Origin of the sequence: Pedobacter sp. GR22-10 (genome assembly GCF_026239715.1) — a bacterium.
Lineage (GTDB): Bacteria > Bacteroidota > Bacteroidia > Sphingobacteriales > Sphingobacteriaceae > Pedobacter.
In genome coordinates this window covers 1,167,357-1,189,734 of record NZ_JAPIVR010000002.1, presented here as the reverse complement: position 1 = coordinate 1,189,734, position 22,378 = coordinate 1,167,357, and the positions used below count along the sequence as shown (strand labels likewise).

The 22,378-nt window shown below is 42.0% G+C and carries 14 protein-coding genes; 9 read left to right on the top strand and 5 right to left on the bottom strand.

Annotated features, from left to right (window positions below; all coding sequences use genetic code 11):
- Positions 1-67 precede the first annotated feature (67 nt).
- Positions 68-1,465 carry an aminopeptidase P family protein gene (locus OQX64_RS12575; RefSeq protein WP_265819021.1) on the top strand — a complete coding sequence of 466 codons (1,398 nt, stop codon included), beginning with the start codon at positions 68-70 and terminating at the stop codon, positions 1,463-1,465.
- Between the two features lie 5 nt (positions 1,466-1,470).
- Positions 1,471-3,243: an aminopeptidase P family protein gene (locus tag OQX64_RS12570; RefSeq protein ID WP_265819020.1), complete on the top strand. Its 1,773-nt coding sequence runs from the start codon at positions 1,471-1,473 to the stop codon at positions 3,241-3,243.
- Positions 3,244-3,264: 21 nt separating this feature from the next.
- On the opposite strand, the gene OQX64_RS12565 is transcribed toward OQX64_RS12570, so the two are convergent.
- A complete protein-coding gene (locus OQX64_RS12565; RefSeq protein ID WP_265819052.1) occupies positions 3,265-3,546 on the bottom strand; it encodes an NAD(P)-dependent oxidoreductase in 282 nt (93 codons plus the stop codon).
- Between the two features lie 509 nt (positions 3,547-4,055).
- Between OQX64_RS12565 and OQX64_RS12560 the strand changes: the two genes are divergently transcribed.
- From OQX64_RS12560 to OQX64_RS12530, 7 genes are all read left to right on the top strand, one after another.
- Positions 4,056-4,640, top strand: coding sequence for an RNA polymerase sigma-70 factor (locus OQX64_RS12560; protein ID WP_322974954.1), 585 nt, complete (start codon positions 4,056-4,058; stop codon positions 4,638-4,640).
- Between the two features lie 91 nt (positions 4,641-4,731).
- Entirely contained in the window at positions 4,732-5,898 is a 1,167-nt protein-coding gene (locus OQX64_RS12555; protein WP_265819019.1) for a FecR family protein, read from the top strand.
- Positions 5,899-6,094: 196 nt separating this feature from the next.
- Entirely contained in the window at positions 6,095-9,565 is a 3,471-nt protein-coding gene (locus OQX64_RS12550) for a TonB-dependent receptor (RefSeq protein WP_265819018.1), read from the top strand.
- 23 nt (positions 9,566-9,588) lie between these two features.
- Entirely contained in the window at positions 9,589-11,166 is a 1,578-nt protein-coding gene (locus OQX64_RS12545) for a RagB/SusD family nutrient uptake outer membrane protein (RefSeq protein WP_265819017.1), read from the top strand.
- 5 nt (positions 11,167-11,171) lie between these two features.
- Positions 11,172-12,284, top strand: a complete 1,113-nt coding sequence (locus OQX64_RS12540; protein ID WP_265819016.1) for an IPT/TIG domain-containing protein — start codon at positions 11,172-11,174, stop codon at positions 12,282-12,284.
- A 168-nt stretch (positions 12,285-12,452) separates the two neighbouring features.
- Positions 12,453-13,001 (top strand): hypothetical protein, encoded by a 549-nt coding sequence (locus tag OQX64_RS12535; RefSeq protein WP_265819015.1) that lies wholly within the window; start codon positions 12,453-12,455, stop codon positions 12,999-13,001.
- 4 nt (positions 13,002-13,005) lie between these two features.
- Positions 13,006-14,772 carry a glycoside hydrolase family 9 protein gene (locus OQX64_RS12530; protein ID WP_265819014.1) on the top strand — a complete coding sequence of 589 codons (1,767 nt, stop codon included), beginning with the start codon at positions 13,006-13,008 and terminating at the stop codon, positions 14,770-14,772.
- A 676-nt stretch (positions 14,773-15,448) separates the two neighbouring features.
- Here the strand turns inward: OQX64_RS12530 and OQX64_RS12525 are convergent.
- The 4 genes from OQX64_RS12525 to OQX64_RS12510 form a co-directional block, all read right to left on the bottom strand.
- Positions 15,449-17,095 carry a protein-disulfide reductase DsbD family protein gene (locus OQX64_RS12525; RefSeq protein WP_265819013.1) on the bottom strand — a complete coding sequence of 549 codons (1,647 nt, stop codon included), beginning with the start codon at positions 17,093-17,095 and terminating at the stop codon, positions 15,449-15,451.
- A gap of 14 nt (positions 17,096-17,109) precedes the next feature.
- Entirely contained in the window at positions 17,110-17,559 is a 450-nt protein-coding gene (locus OQX64_RS12520) for a protein-disulfide reductase DsbD domain-containing protein (protein WP_265819012.1), read from the bottom strand.
- 29 nt (positions 17,560-17,588) lie between these two features.
- On the bottom strand, positions 17,589-18,632 hold the full coding sequence (locus tag OQX64_RS12515) for a PLP-dependent cysteine synthase family protein (protein ID WP_265819011.1): 1,044 nt from the start codon (positions 18,630-18,632) through the stop codon (positions 17,589-17,591).
- An 801-nt stretch (positions 18,633-19,433) separates the two neighbouring features.
- A complete protein-coding gene (locus OQX64_RS12510; RefSeq protein WP_265819010.1) occupies positions 19,434-22,367 on the bottom strand; it encodes a M16 family metallopeptidase in 2,934 nt (977 codons plus the stop codon).
- Positions 22,368-22,378 lie beyond the last annotated feature (11 nt).

Genomic DNA, 22,378 nt, shown 5'->3' with positions numbered 1-22,378 from the left:
GAGCAGGCATTATTTATTGCTTTTGCTATTTTTGATTAAATTTTTGATCCACCAGAAAATAAAGCAAATGTTCCAAACAAGTGTTTATGTAGAAAGAAGAGCCGCATTGGCTCAGAGATTAAAATCTGGCTTACTTCTTTTTTTTGGAAATGAAGAAAGTCCGATGAACTATGCTGATAATGCCTATAGCTTTAGGCAAGACAGCACATTTTTATACTATTTCGGAATTGCGCACCCGGGCTTAATGGCCATGATTGATATAGATGAAAACCAGGAAATGATTTTCGGAAATGAAATGGGCATTGATGATATCGTATGGATGGGCAGACAGGAGACTATTCAGGAAAAAGCAAATCTTGCGGGGATCTCCAAAGTACTTCCATCGGCTGAACTGTCTGATCATATCCGCAAGGCAGTTTCCTTAAAAAGAACAATTCACTATTTACCACCTTACCGGGCAGAAAATAAAATTAAGCTGGCTGATTTATTAAGCCTCAATGTGAATCAGTTAAAGCCATCGGCATCATTACCATTTATTCAAGCTGTTGCGGCACAACGGTCCATCAAATCAGCTGTAGAAATTACCGAAATAGAGCAAGCGGTTAACCATAGCATTGATATGCACTTGCTGGCCATGCAAAAAACCAGGCCAGGCCTGAAAGAAGAAGAGATTGCCGCATTGATTCATGGCGAAGCACTGCGAACCGGTGGCAATATTGCCTATCCGATTATTTTAACCGTTCATGGCGAAATTCTGCACAATCATTTTCACGGAAATGTAATGCAGGATGGACAGCTGGTGCTGAATGATTCAGGAATGGAAACAGCAATGGGTTATTGTGGCGATTTAACCAGGACCTTTCCGGTAGGTAAAAAATTCGATAACAGGCAACGTGAGGTGTATGCTATTGTTCAAGCTGCACTTCAAAGTGCTGAAGCAGGATCAAAACCACATACAAAATATATTGATGTGCATTACGCGGCTTGTAAAAGTTTGGCTGAAGGCATGAAAGCAATGGGATTAATGAAAGGTGATATGGACGAAGCGGTTGCTGCCGGTGCCCACGCCCTGTTTTTTCAGTGTGGTACGGGCCATATGATGGGACTGGATGTTCATGATATGGAAGATCTGGGTGAAGAATATGTGGGCTATGACGATACTTTAAAGAAAGAAAAAGAACTGTTTGGACTTAAATCCTTAAGGTTAGGACGTGCTTTGGAGCCCGGTTATGTATTTACCATCGAGCCCGGAATTTACATGATTCCTGAACTGATCGATTTATGGAAAGCTGACCGGAGATTTGAATCCTTTATCAATTATGCCGAAGTAGAAAAGTTTAAGGATTTTAGTGGTATCCGTTTGGAGAATAATTATGCCATGACCACCGAAGGCCTCCGGTTATTGGGTAAACCTTTAGCGATCGAAATCAGCGAAGTAGAAGAAATCAGAAACAACGCTTATTAATGGATATGACCCATCAGGAAAAATTAAATGCCTTCCGGGAAAAAATGAAGGAAGCGGGCGTAGATGCCTATATCATTCCTTCTTCTGATCCGCACATGAGTGAATACGTTCCCGATCGCTATAAGTGCATTCAGTTTGCTTCAGGTTTTAGCGGTTCTGCCGGAACATTGGTAATTACGCCTGATTTTGCCGGGCTCTGGGCAGATTTCCGTTATTTCGAACAAGCGACACAGCAATTAGCAGGAAGCGGATATGAGCTGGTCAGGTTAAAGGTTCAGCATACGCCGGAGTATATCGACTGGTTAGGTGAAAAACTGACTGAAGAATCTGTTGTGGCATTTGATTATCAACTGATGTCGATGGTTTTAGGTGAAGAAATTAAAACTGCCCTGGCTACTCATCACATTGATATCAGGCATTTAGATTTAATAGCTGAAATTTGGCAGAGCCGGCCAGCATTGCCAACAGCTCCTGCTGTTTTATTGCCTGAAAAAGATTGCGGACAAACCTTCAACAGCAAACTTTCTGCACTTCGGGTTGCCTTGACAGAACATCAGGCGAATGTTCATGTGATCTCCAGTTTGGATGATCTCGCCTGGCTTTTTAACATCAGGGGAAATGATGTCAGTTATAATCCGGTGGTACTTTGTTATGCGTTAATTACCATAAACGAAGTGACATTATACCTTAATTATCAAAAAATATCTCCTGCTGATGTGAATTTATTAGCAGAAAGAGGCGTGAAGCTGAAGGATTATCACGAAATCAACGCTGATATTCAGCAGCTGGAAAATGGTAGGATTTTGCTGGATGGTAAAAGAACTTCCTATCAGTTTTTAACGCAGTTATCCTCAACAGTACAGGTAATCAGGGAAACCAATCCGGTGGTAGGGTTTAAGGCTATTAAAAATGCGGTTGAAATAGCGCATATACGGGCGGCGATGGTGAGTGATGGTGTGGCACTTACCCGTTTTTTTAAATGGCTGGAAGAAAACCTTGGCAAGATCAGGATAACGGAATGGTCTGCATCGCAGAAAATTAAAGCATTTCGTGAGCGGGGTAAAAATTTTGCAGGCATCAGCTTCGCTTCCATTGCAGGTTACGGACCACATGCCGCATTGCCACATTACGCTCCTGATGAAATTAACCATCTTGAATTGCTTCCTCAGGGACTTTTCCTGTTAGATTCCGGCGGGCATTATTTCTACGGCACAACTGACATTACCAGAACAGTTCCCTTAGGCGAAACAACCGATGAGGAGAAAAGGGATTACACGCTGGTACTTTCTGCACTGATTTTTGGTACTGCGGCTAAATTTCCTAAAGGTACCCGCGGATATCAGCTTGATGGAATTTGCCGCCAGCAGTTGTGGCAGCAAGGCATTAATTATGGCCATGGCACAGGTCATGGCGTGGGTTATTACCTGAATGTTCATGAAGGGCCGCAAAATATTGGTCCGTCAAATGCTGCGGTAGCAATAGATCCGGGTATGCTTACTTCCATAGAACCCGGAATTTACCGGCCGGGCAAACATGGGGTGCGGATTGAAAACCTTGTGCTCACCGTTGCGGGTGAAACCACTTTTTTTGGTGAATTTCTTCAGTTTGAAACGGTAACACTGGCTTATATTGATACTTCGATGATCCAGAAAGACTGGTTGCTTCCCGAACAAATTAACTGGCTCAATGCATATAATCAACTGGTTTATGACCAGTTGAAGCAAGAATTAACTGACGAGGAAGCCTCATGGCTGGCAGAAAAATGTAAGGCGATTTAATTTCAATTTGTTCTTATTCCGTTATGGCTTAATTTCATTCGGCATTACAGCGCCTGTAGCGAAAGCATCGGCGTTAGCAAAAGTAATCTCTGCAATTTGCTGCATGGCCTCACGCGTAAAAAATCCATGATGGCAAGTGACTAAAACATTTGGAAACGACATCAGGCGAGTGATCTGATCATCTTGAATAACTTCGTTAGATAGGTCATGAAAAAACAAGGCTGATTCCTGTTCATATACATCAAGCCCTAAATAACCAAGCTGACCAGATTTTAATGCCTGAATTACATCAGCAGTATTTATAAGTCCACGTCTCTGTTAATGTTATAAATTTTATTGATTATTGATTTGCATCGCCAATTTAAAAGACAAAAATTTAATTCACTAAATAATTTTCAAGAACAGAGTGTAAGCAGAGGCTGACTTTACCATTTTAGATAGATGATTTGAAACCCTTTTTCCCGAAACAAAAAAAAGTTTCAAGGAAAAGTGTTTCGGGTTGGAGAAACAATTTATCGAGAAACAAAAAAGGGTTTCTTGCAATTTTGTTTCTCGGAGAGCATGTGTAATTTTTATTTATGGAGTGAAAAAGTTTTTAGATAGGCTGTGATAAAGGTTCCTCTAATCTTGCAAAGGTGAAGGGTAGGTTCCCGGAATCTACCTCCTCATCTACCTGAATACTGGCTTTTACGCCAGGATTAAAACGCAATATTAAACCCGATTTCTTCTGGTGATAAACATTGCTGTTGATATTTTTCAGCAAACAAAATCAGCATGCTGAATGAAACTATTTTTTTATACTTTTACTCACTATGAGCAACGGGCATAAACATACCGATGAAGAACTTGTCATCCTTTTGAAGGAAAACGACATGCTTGCTTTCAAGGAGATTTATGTCCGGTATTGGTATGATTTGTACCTGATTTCCAATAAGCGGCTGAGGTCTAAAGAAGCTTCTGAAGAAATTATCCAGAATTTTTTTACCCTGTTCTGGATCAATCGCAAAAAAATAAACATCAGGGGTGCCTTAAAGGCTTATCTCCATACTTCCATCCGTTATTCAGTGATCGATTACCTGGCCAGGGAAGCAACCCGGAACAATTACCTGGAATTGCTTTCTTTTAGTTATACGGAAACAGCCAATACTACTGAAGAGACGGTGTTTTTGCATGAGGTAGAAGATGGAATCAACCGGGTGATCTCGAAATTACCTGCAAAATGCCGGCGGGTGTTTGAATTGAGCAGGCAACATCATAAATCAAATAAGGAAATCGCTGAATTATTAGGAATCTCTGAGAAAACAGTGGAAAACCATATCACCAATGCGCTGAAACTTTTCAGGTTGCACTTTAAGGAAGTTCTGATCGCTTCATCCTTCGCCTGGCTGCTGTTTTAGCCGCACTAAATTTTTTTTTATTTTTTTTTGGGGGCAAAAGCCTGTCCAACCGACTATACCATTAACCAACCAAATATAATTGAAAACCAATATGGGCAAATCAATAGCCTTGTCCTTAATCAGAAAATATCTTTCAGGCAGCTGTACGGCCAGTGAAGCCGCAACGGTTGAACATTGGTTTGATCTGATGGATGCTGTGCCAGATCATATTTCAGGTCTGACAGATGAGGAACGTGCGCTGATGGAAACCAAAATCTTTGAACGCATCCTCCGGAACATCGAAGCAAAGTCGCATCAAAAACCAATCTTCATACCTGAAAAGTCAAGCTATTCCTGGAAAGTTCTGGCGGTTGCCGCATCACTGTTTTTATGCTTAAGCATGGCTTTGCTCTGGATGCAATACTCCTCCTCATTTTCTCCGGAGAAAAGCTTTAAATCAAGTCAATCTGCAAGCATCCTCCCGGGAGGCAATAAGGCCGTACTCACCCTTGATGACGGATCTTCATTGGTACTTACTGATGCAAACCTGGGCAAGGTGGCTGATCAGTACGATATGAGTGTGGTCAAAACCGCTGAAGGAGAGCTGAGCTATAAGAAAAGGAAGGGAGAAAATCCTTCTGAAATGGTATACAACACCATCACAACACCTGTTGGCGGAAAATACAGCGTGATATTGCCGGATGGAAGTAAAGTCTGGCTAAATGCCAAGTCTAGTCTGAGGTTCCCGACTTCATTTACAGGTGCAGAAAGAAATGTACAAATGACCGGTGAGGTATATTTTGAGGTCGTGAAGAATCCGAAGCAACCTTTTAAAGTGCGATTCGGCGGAACCGAAATCAGTGTGCTCGGAACACATTTTAACGTGATGGCCTACGACGATGAAGCTGATCAGAAAACAACGCTGCTGGAAGGTCGTATTCATTTATCCTCAGGAAACTTTTCAAAACTGTTGAAACCTGGTCAGCAAGCCAGTGTAAATCCGTCATCCGCGATCAAAGTCAGCGACAATGCTGATCTCGAAGCGGTAATGGCCTGGAGAAACGACCTTTTCATTTTTAAGGATATGGAGATCAACGAAATTGCCCGGCAACTTTCCCGATGGTATGATATCCGGGTGGTATTTAAAGGCACCCCTTCAAAAGTTTCCTACACCGGTACCATAGCTAAAGATGTAGCGCTTTCCGAAATGCTGAGTATGCTTCAGTTTACAGGATTAAAATACGAATTGAACGACCATGTGCTCACCATTATAGAATAATGGAAAAACTGCTTAACCAATAATTTAACCAATATAAATAACCAAATATGAGCAACTACTACAACACTGCATAATCAACCGGCGTAACCGTTTTTAAAAAAGACCGGATTGTGTTTGCAGCACATCCGGTCATTGTAAAGGTTACTTACAAGCCCATTCAGACGACATTATAATTTAACCCAAACCCTATAAAGATATGAATTTATTTTATAGGATCAGGCTGCTATTGCGCCGTGATTCTTACCAGATTTTATTAACAATGAGACTAACCGTGCTTCTTTTTATTCTGACTTTAATGCAGGTGAGCGCAAGTAGCTTTAGTCAGAATTTAACGCTTAAACATACCAATGCCGACATTTTTTCTGTTCTTAAGCAAATTGAAAAACAGAGTGGCTACCATTTGCTTTTCAGGCGTGCCGATATTGATGAGAAATCCAAAATCAATGTAAATGTAACCAACATGCCTGTTGAGCAGGCCATGGTGATGGTTTTAAAAAATACAAACCTGGATTTTAAGATTATTAAAAAAACAATTATTCTCAAGAAAAGAACCTATTTGCCATCAACGCAGATACAAATTCAGGAGATTGAGGTTTCCGGAACGGTCAGCGATGAGAAGGGGGTAACCCTTCCCGGCGTCGCGGTTAAAGTGAAGGATTCGAAAGTGACCGCAGTAACCGATATCAACGGGAGGTATAAAATCTCTGTTCCATCCGCTACATCGATTCTGGTATTTTCTTTTGTAGGCATGGAAACCCAGGAAATTGTCCCTGGTAAAAGAAACACATTAAATGTGGTTTTGAAGAACCAAAATACAGTACTCAGCGATGTGGTGGTAATTGGCTATGGTACTCAGAAACGTTCGGACATTAACGGATCAATTTCTTCTGTCAAGGCTTCAGATATCGAAAATGTACCCCAGGTGAGCATCGACCAGATGATACAGGGCAGGGCTTCAGGACTAACCATCAGCCAGAATTCAGGGGCACCCGGCAGCAATACATCCGTTCGTGTGCGCGGGATAACTTCGTTAAGCGGGAGTAATGAACCTTTATATGTGATTGATGGTGTCCCCATTTCAGGTGATGCCAGCAACCAAAGTACAAGTGGAAGATCACCCTTACAGGCCTCTTCTTCAAATGCCAATTCTCAAACTACCGTTAGTCCTTTGTCGCTGATCAACCCAAATGACATTGAATCTATCGATGTGTTAAAGGATGCCTCAGCCACTGCAATTTATGGGAACAGGGCTTCTAACGGCGTGATCATCATCACGACAAAAAGAGGAAAAACAGGCAATTCGGCTATTAATTACGATGGCTATTACGGTTTCCAGCGCGTAGCGAAGTATATGGATGTCATGGACCTTAAGCAATATGCCAGATTGCAGAACTCGCTGGGCGACATCTATGGAACGGGAAGAAGAGTTGAATTTGCAGATCCTTCCATATTAGGAGAAGGTACCAACTGGCAAAAAGAAATCTTCAGAACTGCGGCTCAGCAAAGTCACCAGATCGCTGTTTCTGGCGGTAAAGAGGGCTTGAACTATTATATTTCAGGTGGATATCTCGGGCAGGATGGTACCGTTATCGGGTCTGATTTCCGTCGTTACAGCCTGCGTACCAATGTGGATGCCCAGGTTAAAGAATGGTTTAAGCTTGGTATTACACTTACGGCCAGCCGTTCTGCCGAAAACGTAATCACAAGTGACAACAATGGAATCATTTACAATGCCCTATTGCAGGGACCTGATCTCGCAGTAACCAATCTTGATGGTTCCTATACCGGGCCACCTTTGTCAGATCCCCTGGCTGCCGCTGCGGCATTAAATCCAGTGGCCCAGGCGCAGCAAATTAAAAATAAACTAAACAGGAGCAACATCAATACAAATATCTATAATGAAATCAAGGTACTTAAACCCCTGTCTTTAAGGTCAGAATTGGGTGGGGACTTTAATTTCTCTGATAATAATGTGTTTACGCCAAGTTATTCATGGGGCCGCTTTACCAACCCAACAGCTTCACTGCAGGAACGCCATCAGCAAAGTACATTTCTGATCTGGAAAGAATACCTGAATTATAACCAGACATTCGGAAAACACAACCTGAGTGCAATTTTAGGTTATGAAGTTCAGGAATCCACGTGGAGAGGTATAGAAGGAAGAAGGCAGGGATTTTTCAGTAATGACGTGCAATCATTAAACTTAGGGCAGGCCATAACAGCCACCAATGATGAGTACATTGGAACACAGCGACAGGAATCTGTATATGCCCGTGCCATTTATACCTATGGTTCAAAATATAGCCTGACTTCAACCATCCGTAAAGACAAGACCTCTAAATTTGCAGAAGGATCACAGTCTGGTTATTTCCCTTCTTTTGCTGCCTCCTGGAAATTGTCTGATGAATCTTTTATGAAGGGAATCAATAAGGTGGTGAGCGGGGTTAAAATTCGTCTTGGATATGGAGAGGTTGGTAATCAGGATGTTCCCAATTATCTGTACAGTTCTTTATTGAGGTCATCTCAGACCGGTTTGGGTACAGGTTTTCTTGCCGGACGAATTGACAATAAGGCCTTAAAGTGGCAAACCTCTATTCAATATAATGCTGGTTTGGACATGAGTTTCCTGAATGGGAAGATCAACACCAGTATAGATGTTTATAAAAAAACATCAAAAGATTTTTTGTTTCAGCTGACATTACCGGCATACCTGGTAGGCGGACCTGATTACCTGGGTGGCATTAATCCGCCTTACGTCAATCTGGGTAAAATTGATAACGTAGGTTTTGATTTGACCATCAATACCCGCAATATTGATAATGATCATTTTAAATGGAATACCAATGTGGTTTTATCCCATTATAAAAATGAAGTGAAGGAATTGGGCAACGGGCTTACCGAATTATTTGGTACGGTAACCAATGCTTACCTGCAAACACCTGTTACGCGTACGGTTGTAGGCCGATCAGTAGGTGAATTTTATGGTTACCGGGTAAAAGGAATTTTTAAAACAGAGGATCAGCTGCGTGCTGCACCGGTTCAGTTTGGCAGAACGATTGCCAATAACAGCAACAGCACCTGGCTGGGTGATGTGCAATATGAAGATGTAAACGGTGATGGCGTAGTGAACGAGAAAGACCGCACCGCGATCGGGAATCCGAATCCTAAATTTACCTATGGGATTACCAATACGTTCAGCTACAGGGCTTTTGATTTCACTGTGTTTTTAAATGGATCTTATGGAGCTAAGATCATGAATTTGCTGAACAACACCATGGGCAACCTGGCGAACGTTTATCAAAACCAATATGCTGCTTACAGCAATTTCTGGACACCTCAAAACCCGGACTCCAATATTCCTGCTCCAAAAATTGGTATTGATAATCCAAATCTGGTCGTATCTGACCGGTATGTAGAGAGCGGTTCTTTTTTAAGGATTCAAAATATGAGTCTTGGTTATAAAGTGCCCGCCGCCTGGATCAGGAAATTTAAATTCAGCAACCTGAAAGTATATTCCAGTGTGCAGAACCTGTACACCTTTACGAAATACAAAGGGTACGATCCGGAAATCGGTGCAATTAACCAAAGTGCTATCCTGAATAACATTGACCTGGGCAGATACCCGATTGCCCGGACCATCACATTTGGCATCAACGCACAATTTTAGTGACCATAAATTATTGTAAGAAAATGAAATCATATCTCCTATATATATTAGTCTTCATAGCCACCATTAGCAGTAGCTGTAAAAAGGACTTTTTTAATATTCCGCCGCAGGATGCGCTTAGTGCGGATAATTTTTATCAGAATACCGAGCAGGTACAGGCCAGCACGATTGCTTTGTACAACTCCCCGTGGTTTGACTGGAATGCAAAAGCATCCTGGTGTATCTCCGAGTTGTTGAGCGGCAATGCGCATACCTATTCTCCGGATGTGATCAATTTTGGAAACTTCTCGGTAACGGGCGACAATACCCAATTGTTGTCGGCCTGGAATTCCCTGTTCAGTGTAGTGGCCCAATCCAATGCACTCATCAATAATCTGAAATCTAAAGTTCCGGCCAGTGTACCAACTGCCGTAGTGAATAATGCCATTGGGGAGGCCCGGTTTATGCGGGCCATGGCTTATTTCTATCTGGTGAGAACCTGGGGAAATGTGCCGATTATAGAAAATAGCCTGGACCATGTCAGCAACTATCAGATCAATACCAATCCGGTAACCGATGTGTATACCTTTATCATCAATGACCTGAAGTTTGCCGAAGCAAACTGCGACAAAATGATCAGAACCGGATCTGTTTCTCAGGGTAAGGTATCCAGCGGATCTGCGTCTGCACTTTTAGCCAAAGTTTATCTGTACATGCGTGATTATCCGAATGCCCGTTTGAAAGCAGAACAGGTCATCAATAGCGGAGAGTTCAAATTGTACGGCATCGATGTTTCCGGGAAGACCTATGCCGACTTATTTAAAACAGCCAATAACAACAATGAAGAAAGTATCGCTGCTATACAATGGCTGGGCGGATCTGCCTACGGACACGGGAATGCCTTACAATCTTTCCTGGCCTATAACTCTGAAATTACGGGTACCGGAGATGGATATGGCAGCGTAACGCCATCCATTGATTTGCTGACAGCTTTTGAGCCGGGTGATTTAAGAAGAAAACCTACGGTGATGATGCAGGGTGATGTTTACCCTGAAATTAACCAGGCCAAAGGCGGTTATACCTTGCCGGCGGGAGCGGTTGCACAGGGAATGCCGGCATTTATCAAAAAGTATGTGGTAGGCACTCCGGCAGACAATGGCGGTAAAGGTGCTTCGTTTTCAACAGCGAATAATACTTATCTGATGCGTTATGCAGATGTGCTTCTGATTGAAGCGGAAGCCGTTCTTGCTGGTGCGCAAAGTACATCAGATGCTGCAGCACTGGTGCCCTTTAATAAAATCAGACAACGGGCCGGGCTGATTCCTAAAACCTCCATTTCCATTATGGATATCTATCAGGAACGCCGTATGGAATTTGTATTTGAGGCTGATTATTGGTTTGATCTGGGCAGGTTAGACGGGTTTAATGTCACTTCCCATCCTAAGGCCATCGCCATTATTGCCAACCAGGAAAGGGGCATTTACAGCAACACTACGCCTGTAGTCATCTGGGGACAAAAATATACGGCCACTGATGCCAATTTCCGTTTGCCATACCCTACAACAGAATCTACCCTTAATCCTAAATTATTACTGCCACCGGTACCTTACAATTTTAAATAGTTATTATGAAAATCATATATAAAAACCCTATAGTCATTTCTCTGACAGGACTATTTTTCATGTTGATATTTATCGCCTCCTGCAAAAAGGAGGGAGAGGGGCAAGGCATGCCCGCTATCACCAGGGTGCGCACCCTGGTGAAGCCTGGAGTGGCTCAGCCAACGGCTTTAGATTCTACAGTCACCTCAGGTGATGTCGGCGTGACTTATGTAATTGAAGGTGCAAACCTGAAGAGTACAAACAAAGTGGAATTTAATGGCACAGCAGCTTATTTGAATACTGCCCTGTTCAGCGATAACAGTATCGTGGTGATGATTCCTGCCACAGCTTCCTGGATCAATCAAACCGGTAAATTGGTGCTGACTAATGCATCTGGAACGGTAAGTTTTGATTTTAGCATCAAACAACCACCTCCGGTAATTAATGACTTAAGCCAGTTTGCCGGAAATGCTGGTGATGAGTTAACCATTACCGGCTTACGTTTCGATCAGGTATCCAGTGTTAAATTTGGGACGGTTGAAGCGAGGATAGTTTCCTCGAAAAGTACAGAACTAAAGGTAACCGTACCTAACGGTGGCCTTGGTGCGGTAAGTGTAACTACCCCGGGAGGAACCAGTACTGGTCCGTATGTATCTTACGATGGAACGGCAGTGCCGATATTATTGCCATTTGGATTTAAACACTTGTTTTACGACGATCAGATCACAGCAGGTTACGATTTCAATTTTGGCGGTGCCAGTGGAGATGTAAGTAACACAGAGATGGTTAAAAGGGGCAGCCACGCCATCAAACTTACGTACACCGGTAATTATGCCGGATATGCTGTGGGTAGCAATGATCCTGTAGACCTGAGCGATAAAACTTATGTTAAATTCTCGATATATGGAACAACCGGAACCGAAGGCAAGGTGGTAAAGATCGGATTGAATGATTTCGACAACCGTCAGGTTAGCATTGTATTACATGCCGGTAAATGGACAACCTATGTAGTGCCTTTGGAGCGTTTCCAAAATGCCAGCCAGCCAGGTAAACCAACCAGCCTCAACTGGATTGGCTTTCAGGAGTTGAGTGGTAATGCGCCGGAAACGATCTTCCTCGATGATATCGGTGTATATTAATTCTTATTGTCAAAAATAGTCTGACGAAAAAGCGGCTGTCTCATAAATACAAAATGTCATCCTGAACCTGTTACGTTGAGCTTCCCGAAGATTCGGTACAAGTTCAAAGATAAACTGATTTATGAAACAGCCCCTTCTTATAGTTTATTAAAAATAAAATTTATAGTCATGAACATAATAAAATATGCAGCTGTTGGAATCCTGATGCTAACCGTGAATTACACCAGCATGGCACAAAAAAACCTGGTGACAAATGGGGGCTTTGAAGATGAACTGAGCGGATGGGTAGACTATTCTGCAAAAGCTACACCCTATATTTTCAGTACCGGAAAAATGAGTGCTGCTTTATTCTCCGGCGATCCTTCTAAATGGACGGGCATGCATCAAATTGTTGCGCTGCCTAAAAATGCACCGTATATTTTGATGTCTGCCAGGATCAAAGCAGATGGCGTAAGTACCGGAAAGGAAGACTGGAATGGTGCACTCTTCCTTTTTGAAATGCTGGGGAAGGGCGAAGCCAAAATCGGGGAAGGGATTAATATCGCTTCAGTTACCGGCGATCAGGACTGGAAGCTTTATGAACGTGCATATATTGTTCCGCCGGGTACTGCTGGTATCAAACTCTTGTTTGCTTTGGGTTATGTATCGGGTACCCTGTTCGTTGATGATGTTAGTCTTAAAGTGATCAGCCAGGCCGATTATGAGAAATATTTATAAGCCTATGAAAATTTATGTTGTGCTGCTCATGCTAATCGGTATGGGGTTAACCGAAGCGCAGGCCCAAAAGGCCGGGCATCAGACAATCCTTGTAGACCAGTCAGGTTTTTATCCAGGTCTGGATAAAAGGGCTGTCATTATCAAAGCTGCTGCGGGCGATGGTTTTGAACTGATTGCCATGCCGGCGGGAAAGCCGGTCTATACCGGGGCGCTCTCCGGGTTAAAAAGCACCGGCTATTCCGGAATGAAGACCAGGATCGCCGATTTTAGCAGTTTCCAGCAGCCCGGAAACTATTTGATCCGGGTTCCGGGTGTAGGCGACTCTCCGGTTTTTAAAATTGCCGACAGTGTGCATCAGGATCTTGCTTTGGCTGGCTTGAAAGCTTTCTATTACCAACGGGCTTCTTCGGCCCTGGATAAAGATTATGCCGGGAAATGGTACCGCGCATCCGGACATCCGGATACCGCAGTATTGATTCATCCATCTGCTGCCACTAAAAACAGGGCAGCGGGAAGCCGGATTAATGTGGCGGGCGGCTGGTATGATGCGGGCGACTATAATAAGTACATCGTTAACAGCGGGATTTCTACCGCTACCTTACTATCCGCTTACGAGGACTTTCCTGACTATTTCCTGAAGCTGAAAACGAGGCTTCCGGATGCGAAGAACAGGGTGCCGGATATATTAACCGAGGCCATTTACAATTTACGCTGGATGCTGAAAATGCAGGATCCACATGATGGTGGTGTATACAATAAGTGTACAAATCTCAGTTTCGATGCGATGGTTATGCCTGCACAGGCTTTGGCACCCAGATATGTGGTGGCAAAAGGTACTGCCGCAACATTGAACCTTGCTGCGGTTGCCGCTCAGGCATCCCGGATTTTAAGGGATTTTCCTGAACAGTACCCCGGCCTGGCCGACAGTTGTCGCGCTGCCGCAATTCTAGCCTGGAAATGGGCACTTAAAAATCCAAATCTGCCTTATGATCAGCAGCTGATGAACAAGACAACTGATCTGAAAGTTACTACAGGTGCTTACGGCGACAAGGATTTCGAAGATGAATGGAGCTGGGCCGCGGCTGAACTCCTGGCCACTACCGGTGAGTCGCCATATTATGAGGCTTTCTTTGCGCGCCTGAATGCAAAAGTAAATTTACCCAGCTGGAGTTCCGTAGGTATTTTAGGGTATTATTCACTGATCAGGTGTCATAATAAACTTCCTGTAAGTTACAGCAGCATCACCAGTATATTGAAGAAAAAGGTACTTTCTATTGCAGACCGCTATTTGCTGGAAGGCAAGACAAGTGCCTATGGCTCAGTAATGGGCAGTTCACGATCGGATTTTGTATGGGGAAGTAACTCGGTTGCCATGAACCAGTCTGTTTTGCTCATTAATGCTTACTTATTCACCCAAAATAAAGATTATCTGAATGCCGCCGCTGGAAACCTGGATTATATCCTGGGAAGAAATGCAATCGGTTATTCTTTTGTTACCGGTATTGGTACCTATTCACCCATGAACCCACATCACCGGATTTCTTTTGCTGATGGTGTGGCTGATCCGGTTCCAGGGATGTTGGTTGGTGGCCCCAATCCGGAAAAGCAGGATGGATTAAAATATGAATCTGCAGAACCGGAATTGTCTTACCTGGATAATGTGGCTTCTTATGCCAGTAATGAAATAGCCATCAATTGGAATGCGCCTTTGGTATATGTTGCAAATGCACTGGAATGTTTACAAAAGAAAGGGATGGAAAGTACCAAATAAGTTATTGATTAACATGACTATATAAATATCTCTACTATGAGGCAAAGTATTTATAACTAATTTTAATAACCATACTACCATTTTTTGATCTTACGGCAGTATTGTATATGTTTAGTGATCATTGCGAGCTATTTAGGTTTATAATCTTCTGATCTTAGGTTTACTCAATTGATATGAAAAATGCTTTATTGACACTTTTTGCCATCATCAAACGTAAACTGTGGCGTTTGCTTAACGAATTGAAAATCAATTTTGAAAGGTAAAGCAGCTAATCCTTATGCTGGCGTGCTAGAAATCAGGTGTTTAGTGAAACTTAAATTATGCGGTTTGCATCAACTTGGTGTTTTAGAGAGCGAAATGGCTTCTGCGCAACAAATTCTTAAGAGTATGATGTATTTGGATTGCCGGGAGTGGAGGTGAGTTGGAAAGCACACGCGGCACGCGTGCGCTAGCGGGGGAATTCCGTACTGTACTGGCTCTGCCTTCGCTGTCGCACGCGTGCCGCGTGTGCAAAACTACTTCCCTCTAAACAAAAAAAGCCCATCTTTCGATGAGCTTCCAATTAGTAGAGTTAAACCGCTAGAAATCGAACTTGTATGAAGGTTTTGAAGCGATACATAATTTTGAAAAATTATTGAAGAACAAGATATTGATGATTGCTACAACACCAGTGTTTTTATCTGTTATACGCCTTTAAGCCATTTTCCAGAAATTTTTTATAGTGGACTATTTCGTAATCTGCACCTTGAGGCTGAATTAAAATCTCTTCTGATCTTGGGTCAAGCAGCACATAAAATGGCTGTGAATTGGACTTGAACTTTCTTGCCTGAAGGTCGCTCCATTTTTTGCCAATCGTATTCAGTTTCCTGCCTTCCGGGGTAACGACTATATCTGCTGGATCTACTTCTGATTTGTCATCTACATACAGCTGGATCAGTACATAATCATTGCTAAGCATATTATAAATATCTTTGTCTGGCCAAACGTTAGCCTCCATTTTTCGGCAGTTTACGCAGGCATGTCCGGTAAAATCTATCAGCAAGGGCTTGTTCAGTTTTTTTGCAGCAGCTAGTCCTTCCTTGTAATCGAAATATGCATTCAGCTTTAACGGGGCGTGGAATTTATCAGCATATTTATGAGGGCCATCATTTGTTGCCGGCTGTTTTCCTGCCAATAATCCTGAGGTGTAGAGGTCGAAGTCCTGGGTTTCCTGAGGCGGCAGGAATGCTGAAACGCTTCGTAGTGGTGCACCCCACATTCCCGGGATGAGGTAAACCGTGAAAGCCAATACTACAATTGACAGGAAAAGCCTGGGTACGGAGATAAATGCCAGCGGGCTGTCATGTGAAAATCTTAGTTTACCGAGCAGATAAATCCCCATCATCCCAAAAATTACAATCCATAAACCCAAAAATATTTCCCTGTCAAACCATTCCCAATGGTACGCTAAATCTACATTGCTCAGGAATTTAAGTGCAAAGGCCAGCTCCAGAAAGCCCAGTACCACCTTCACACTATTTAACCACCCGCCAGATTTAGGTAATTTGTTCATGGCAGAAGGGAATAATGCAAATAAGGCAAAGGGAATAGCAAGTGCTAACGAAAAACCAAACATCCCAATTGCGGGGCCTAAGAGAGCACCCGTAGTAGCTGCCTGGACCAATAAAGTGCCAATGATGGGGCCGGTACAGGAAAAAGATACCAGTGCCAGAGTTCCAGCCATGAAAAACAGACCTGCCATCCCACCTTTATCAGAATTGGCATCCATTTTATTTACCCAGTTAGAAGGCAGGGTAATTTCGAAAGCCCCAAAAAAGGAAGCTGCAAAAATAACCAGCAAAAGGAAAAAAAAGAAGTTAAATATGCCATTCGTTGATAAGCTGTTCAATGCATCGGCACCAAAAATCACAGTGACCAGCAATCCAAGCACCACATAAATAAGTATAATGAAAATTCCATAAAGTGCTGCCCGTCTGAAAGCCCTGCCTTTTTCGGAGCCTTTTGTAAAAAAACTAACTGTTAAAGGAAGCATAGGAAAGATGCATGGCATTAGCAAAGCTGCCATACCACCCAGAAAGCCGGCGATAAAAATCCCCAATAATGTTTTATTTTCCTGCTTTGGCACAGAAACAGGTTTGTTAATATCTGTACGTTCGGCTGCTTTTATAGTGTTCGGGGCAGTTTTGAATGAGCTGCTGTCAGTTTCTTGCCTGATCTCCGTAAAATTGAGATCATCAGTATCAGTGTGTTCCTGTGCATTGCCACTTAAGGATATTGCACAAAACAACAGAAAACCAAAGCATATTTTTTTGATGTATATCATATGCGTTATAATGATTAGTTCACTAAAATACTGAAGTCTATCTGCTCCGGTGGCAAGCATTGTTTATCATTGCACACCATAAATTCTATACTGCCCTTCACGGTTGCACTTTTACCTTTCAGTTTTAACTTTTGCTGAAATATGGCCGACTTTTCAAAATAACTTACGTTCATTTTAAAGGTAGATTCGTATTTAGAAACCGCTTTTGGTTCGGCTGTGCTTCCAATCAGCACATAAGCCACCGATGAGGGAAAAGTAAAAGTTGTTTTAACCGGCCCGCCTTCCTTAACAAACTGCGAATATAGGTGCCAGCCCTGATCTATGTTGGCTTTGATAAATACAGTAGCCGTATTTGGCCCTGTTTTTTTTGCTGCATAACTCCATGTTACCGGTTTCAGGATCTGGCTATATGCACAGACCTTAATCAGGCATAGAACGGAGAGTAAAAAAATGATTTTTTTCATGTTTGGTTGGTTTGTGTTAGTGATGTTTATTATAGCCTGCTAAAGGCCTTGTAATCGATAAAATCTATTTCTGGTGTCAGGTATCCTTCTTTAACCGGTTCTACTTTCATTAAGTCAGTACTTAAATATTTTTTGTTGCTGTCAGAAAAAATAGTTACCACACAGTTTTCTATCCCCATTTTCTGTTGTTGTTTTATGGCGCCGATAACATTAGCACCAGATGATATACCTACTGCCAAACCTAATTTTTCGGCTAATTTCTGTGCCATTAGGATCGCATCGCCGTCATTTACCTGTACAACTTCATCCAGTTCGCCGAGTTTAACAATGTCCGGTATGAACTCGTCTGAGATCCCTTGTATCCTGTGGCTGCCCACTTTGTAGCCTGTCGTTAATGTTGGTGATTCAGCTGGCTCCAGGGGATGTACCTTGATGTCTGGATTTTGTTGTTTCAGGAAATTACCTACTCCCATTATAGTCCCACCAGTACCTACTCCAGCTACAAAAGCCTGAGGGGTAATATTTTTTAAACGCAGCTGTTCCCAGATTTCTTTTCCTGTGGTAAGCTCATGTGCTTCCGGGTTAGCGGTATTCTCAAACTGTTGGGGTAAAAAAATGTTTGGATGATTTGTCGCCATTAATTCTGCAAGCTTGATACTGCCTATAAAGCCACCTTCTTCCTTGCTGACAAGAATAATTTGCGCGCCCAAACTTTTGATGATATCCATCCGCTCCCTGCTCAACCAATCTGGCATTATGATCGTAACAGGATGACCCAGTGCCTTACCAATAGCAGCAAATGCAATTCCGGTATTCCCGCTAGTAGCTTCCACAATTCTGTCACCAACCTTTATCCTGGCCTGAGCGTACGCTTTCTTTAAGGTATATAAGGCCATTCTGTCTTTAATGCTTCCGGTTAAGTTATAGTGTTCACATTTGACGTAAATTTTGCTCTTATTGCCTTTGTAGAAATAAGTTAGTTCGAGCATTGGCGTATTGCCAACCAGAAGCGATAAATGCTCAAATTTCCCCTCTATATCAGCCAGCTGCGTTTTTCCTGTTAATGTTTTCATGCCCTGTTTTAAATTCAGATTTAATGTGAATTACTATGACTTAATTTCGGTAAAATTCTATATTATAATTTTTCAAATCAATCAAGTTAGTTTTTACCGTAAAATTTTAGCTTTTTTTAAATATTTATAATGATTAATTCAGTAAGACAGTGTTTTTTAAAAGCATACTGTATTTTTTTACGATTTAGTCAATAACAATATGATGCGACGGGATTACACCAGGTTGATATAGAAATTTTAAAATGCTTACAGCATGATGCTTCATTAATCAATAACGAAATTTCTTTTAAGCGCCATAAATTTATAGCAACAATAGGTGAGCGTATTCGAAGATTGTAAGAACAAGGCTATCTTAAAAGAATTGTGGCATACTGAATAGAAAGAAATATCTACAGAAATCTAACCGCTTTTTCGATGTATTATTAAATGAATACACAGCAAACTTTGATGGAGTTTTGAAACGGAAGTGACTAAATTTTAAAGAAGCAATGGAATGTTTGCAGATGACACAAAACAGGATGTATCACTTCCAAATGATAAATCCTGTTTTTTAGCTAAAAATCAATAGCTGTCAATACTTTTTTTAAGTTACGCATTGTAAGATAGCCTGTAAAAACTTTCTGAATAATGCGGGAAACACACTCTTCATTCATTTTCCAGGAGTCAAATTATTTTGCGATTGATATGGTGTGTTAGGTATTAACCGAATAATACAATATGTTCTGACAACCGTGGTCCGTTCACTTTCATATGCAAATACAAACAATTATAATGAATGATAGTCGAGAAACAGAATTAAGTCTAATACCCAAAAATTTGTTCCAGCGTTAATGTAGTCACCTTACCAAATTGCTGCATATCTTCCGTTTTTACATTTTTCGCTGAAGCAATAATGCAATACTTATAAGGCTTTTCAGCTACATGGTCTTTATGAAAAGCTTTGATATCTGCAAAATTCAGCTGCTTAACGCCTTCATATAAGTCGATCCTGGAATCATGGTCCAAACCTCGTTTTAGATCGGAAAAATAGGCAGATATAATCCGTTCACCGGTAATCCTGTTGGTTTCCAGCCCATTCAATGTATTGCTTTTAGAAACTTCGAAAGATTTGTTTACCTCAGGCAGATTGGTCAGCAACTCGTTCATACTTTTTACAGCCTCGTTCATCTTATCTGCCTGGCTTCCCACGTAGGCAGTCATTACATTCAACCTGTCTTTTTGGTTGGCGGAAAGGTAAAATGCCTCGGTAGAATAGGCCAGACCTTTAGATTCCCGGATGGACTGGAAGACGACGGATCCCATTCCATCACCAAAGTAACTATTAAATAAGGCAATCTTCGGTGCCAATTTCGGCTCGTAGGTTTCAGTGTTACGCACCCAGGAGACTTCAGCTTGCACCATATCGTAGTCAAAAAAGTAAACTTCATTCGAATCAGTCGGAACAGGGATATATTCTTTGGCTGCAGGTTTGGGAATAAATGCTTTTGGCAAATGATGAAGTTTGCTGATACCTGACGTAAACTCAGCCATTGTTTCCGGACCATAATAGGCAATGATGTGCTTATACTTAGTTAAATTGTGGAGCAGTGAAAGCAATTGCGCTGAAGTAATTTCTTTAACCTCATTGTTGCTTATGTTATTATTGAACGGATTTTTAGCCCCATACAGGGCATAGCTTTCCAGCCCGACCTTAATATAATCTTTGTCAGTTTTGCTGTTTTCTCTATCTTGTAATATTGCATTTTTCAAGTCTGCCAATGCCCCCTCGTTGGCTTTACAGCCGGCAAAAATTTGCTCAACCAAACTTACTGCCTGGGCAAAGTTCTCCTGTAGGCCACTGATGGTAATGGAAGTGGTTTCAGCTCCTACACTGAAGTTGTAGTTACAGGCAATATTGTAAAATTGCTTTTTGATCTCTTCTGCACTGTACTCTTCTGTGTTTAGGAATGGCAGGTATTGCGCGGCATAAGTCAACAATGGTAAATTCCAGCTCCCAATATCAAACCTGTAGGTTACACTAAAAATACCATTGTTTTTATTTTGCACAGTTACCACATCAGCAATCCCTTCTTTGCCAAAATTAAGATCCTTTTTATAATCCAGAAATTCAGGCAGGATGGGCTTAACAGGCATGGCAAAAAGTGCCTTCGCAAATTCAGAAGTCGCCAGTGCATTGGTATTTATCGGGGTGATGATTGGCTTTTCTACTTTTGTAATGGCTTTATCTGCGCCCTGATGCTTATAGGTAACTACGTAATTATCCTTAAAAAATTGATTTGCAAAATCTGTAACCTGCTTTTTGGTAATTTTGCTCATGGCATCCGGAGCGTTTAATGTTTTATCCCAGTTTATGCCACGATTTAAGATGAACTCACGTACAATTGCATTCACCCGGGATCGGTTTTCGCCAGATTCTTTTAACAGGTTCAATTTTTGATTGGCTACCGTGGCTTTGATTAAGCTTTCATCAAAATGGCCTTTTTTAAGCAGATTAATTTGCTCCAACAATAACTGACGGGCCTGGTCTAACGTTTGTCCTTGTTTAGGCTGCGCAAATAATTGGAAAACCCCATAGTCTTTCATTTGCTGATAAGCACCACCAGCGTATTGAACTTTTTGCTGCTGATTAAGATTGATGTCACCCAGTCCAGCCTTTTCGTTAAAAAGAATACTTGAAATCAAAGACAGCATTCTACTTTCCATTGCAGACTGTGCGCCACCGCGATAGGAGATCCTTACTCTGGGCGAACTTGGACCATATACATCAATCTTTTCAATTTTCGTTCTTGTTTTCTCGGGTGCGGGATTGTAAAACTCTAACGGTTCAGGCTTCATATAGGCGAATGATCGGTCGATCTTTTTAATCAGTTCATCCGGGTCGAAATCACCTGCAAAAACCAGTAACATATTGTTTGGAACATAATACCTGTTATAGTATTTCCTGATCTCTACCAAGGATGGGTTCTTCAAATGTGCTATGGTGCCTATAGTCGTTTGCTGTCCGTAATTATGCGTGGGAAACAGTTTCGCGAAGGATTGCTCATCTACTTTCCGGTCATCATCGTCTAAACCCCGGTTTTTCTCTTCATATACGGCTTCCAGCTCCGTATGAAAAAGGCGGAATACCGGATTGCGGAAACGCTCTGCCTGCAAAGCCAGGAACTGATCGATGGCATTGGAAGGAAAGTCCTCTTTATACACGGTTTCTTCATACCAGGTATATGCGTTGGAAGACTTTCCACCTATGGATTTCATCACCTTATCGTACTCGCCGGCAATAGCGTAGTTTGAGGCCTCACCAGAGACCCTGTCAATTTCTGCATAGATTTCCTTTCGTTTTACCGGATCTGTTGTTTCATGATATTCCTCATATAAAGCTTCTATCTTATTCAGCAAAGGTTTTTCTCTGGCATAATTCAGGGTACCATATTTGTCTGTACCTTTAAAGAGCATGTGTTCCAGGTAATGCGCAAGGCCGGTGGCGTTTTTTGGATCTGTATTACTTCCGGCCCTCACAGCCAGCCTGAATTCAATGACTGGTGCTTTGGTATTTTGTGAAAGCACCACGGTGAGGCCATTCTTTAAAGTATAAAAGCGTGATTTGGTTGGATCATTGGTGACATACTTATACGAATAGCCACCGGAAATGGCAGTTTTCCACTGATAAGTGTTTTGGGCCATTAAGCTTAAACATGTAATTTGCAGGCCCGCCAGCAATAGTAATTTGAATTTCATGGGCATGATTA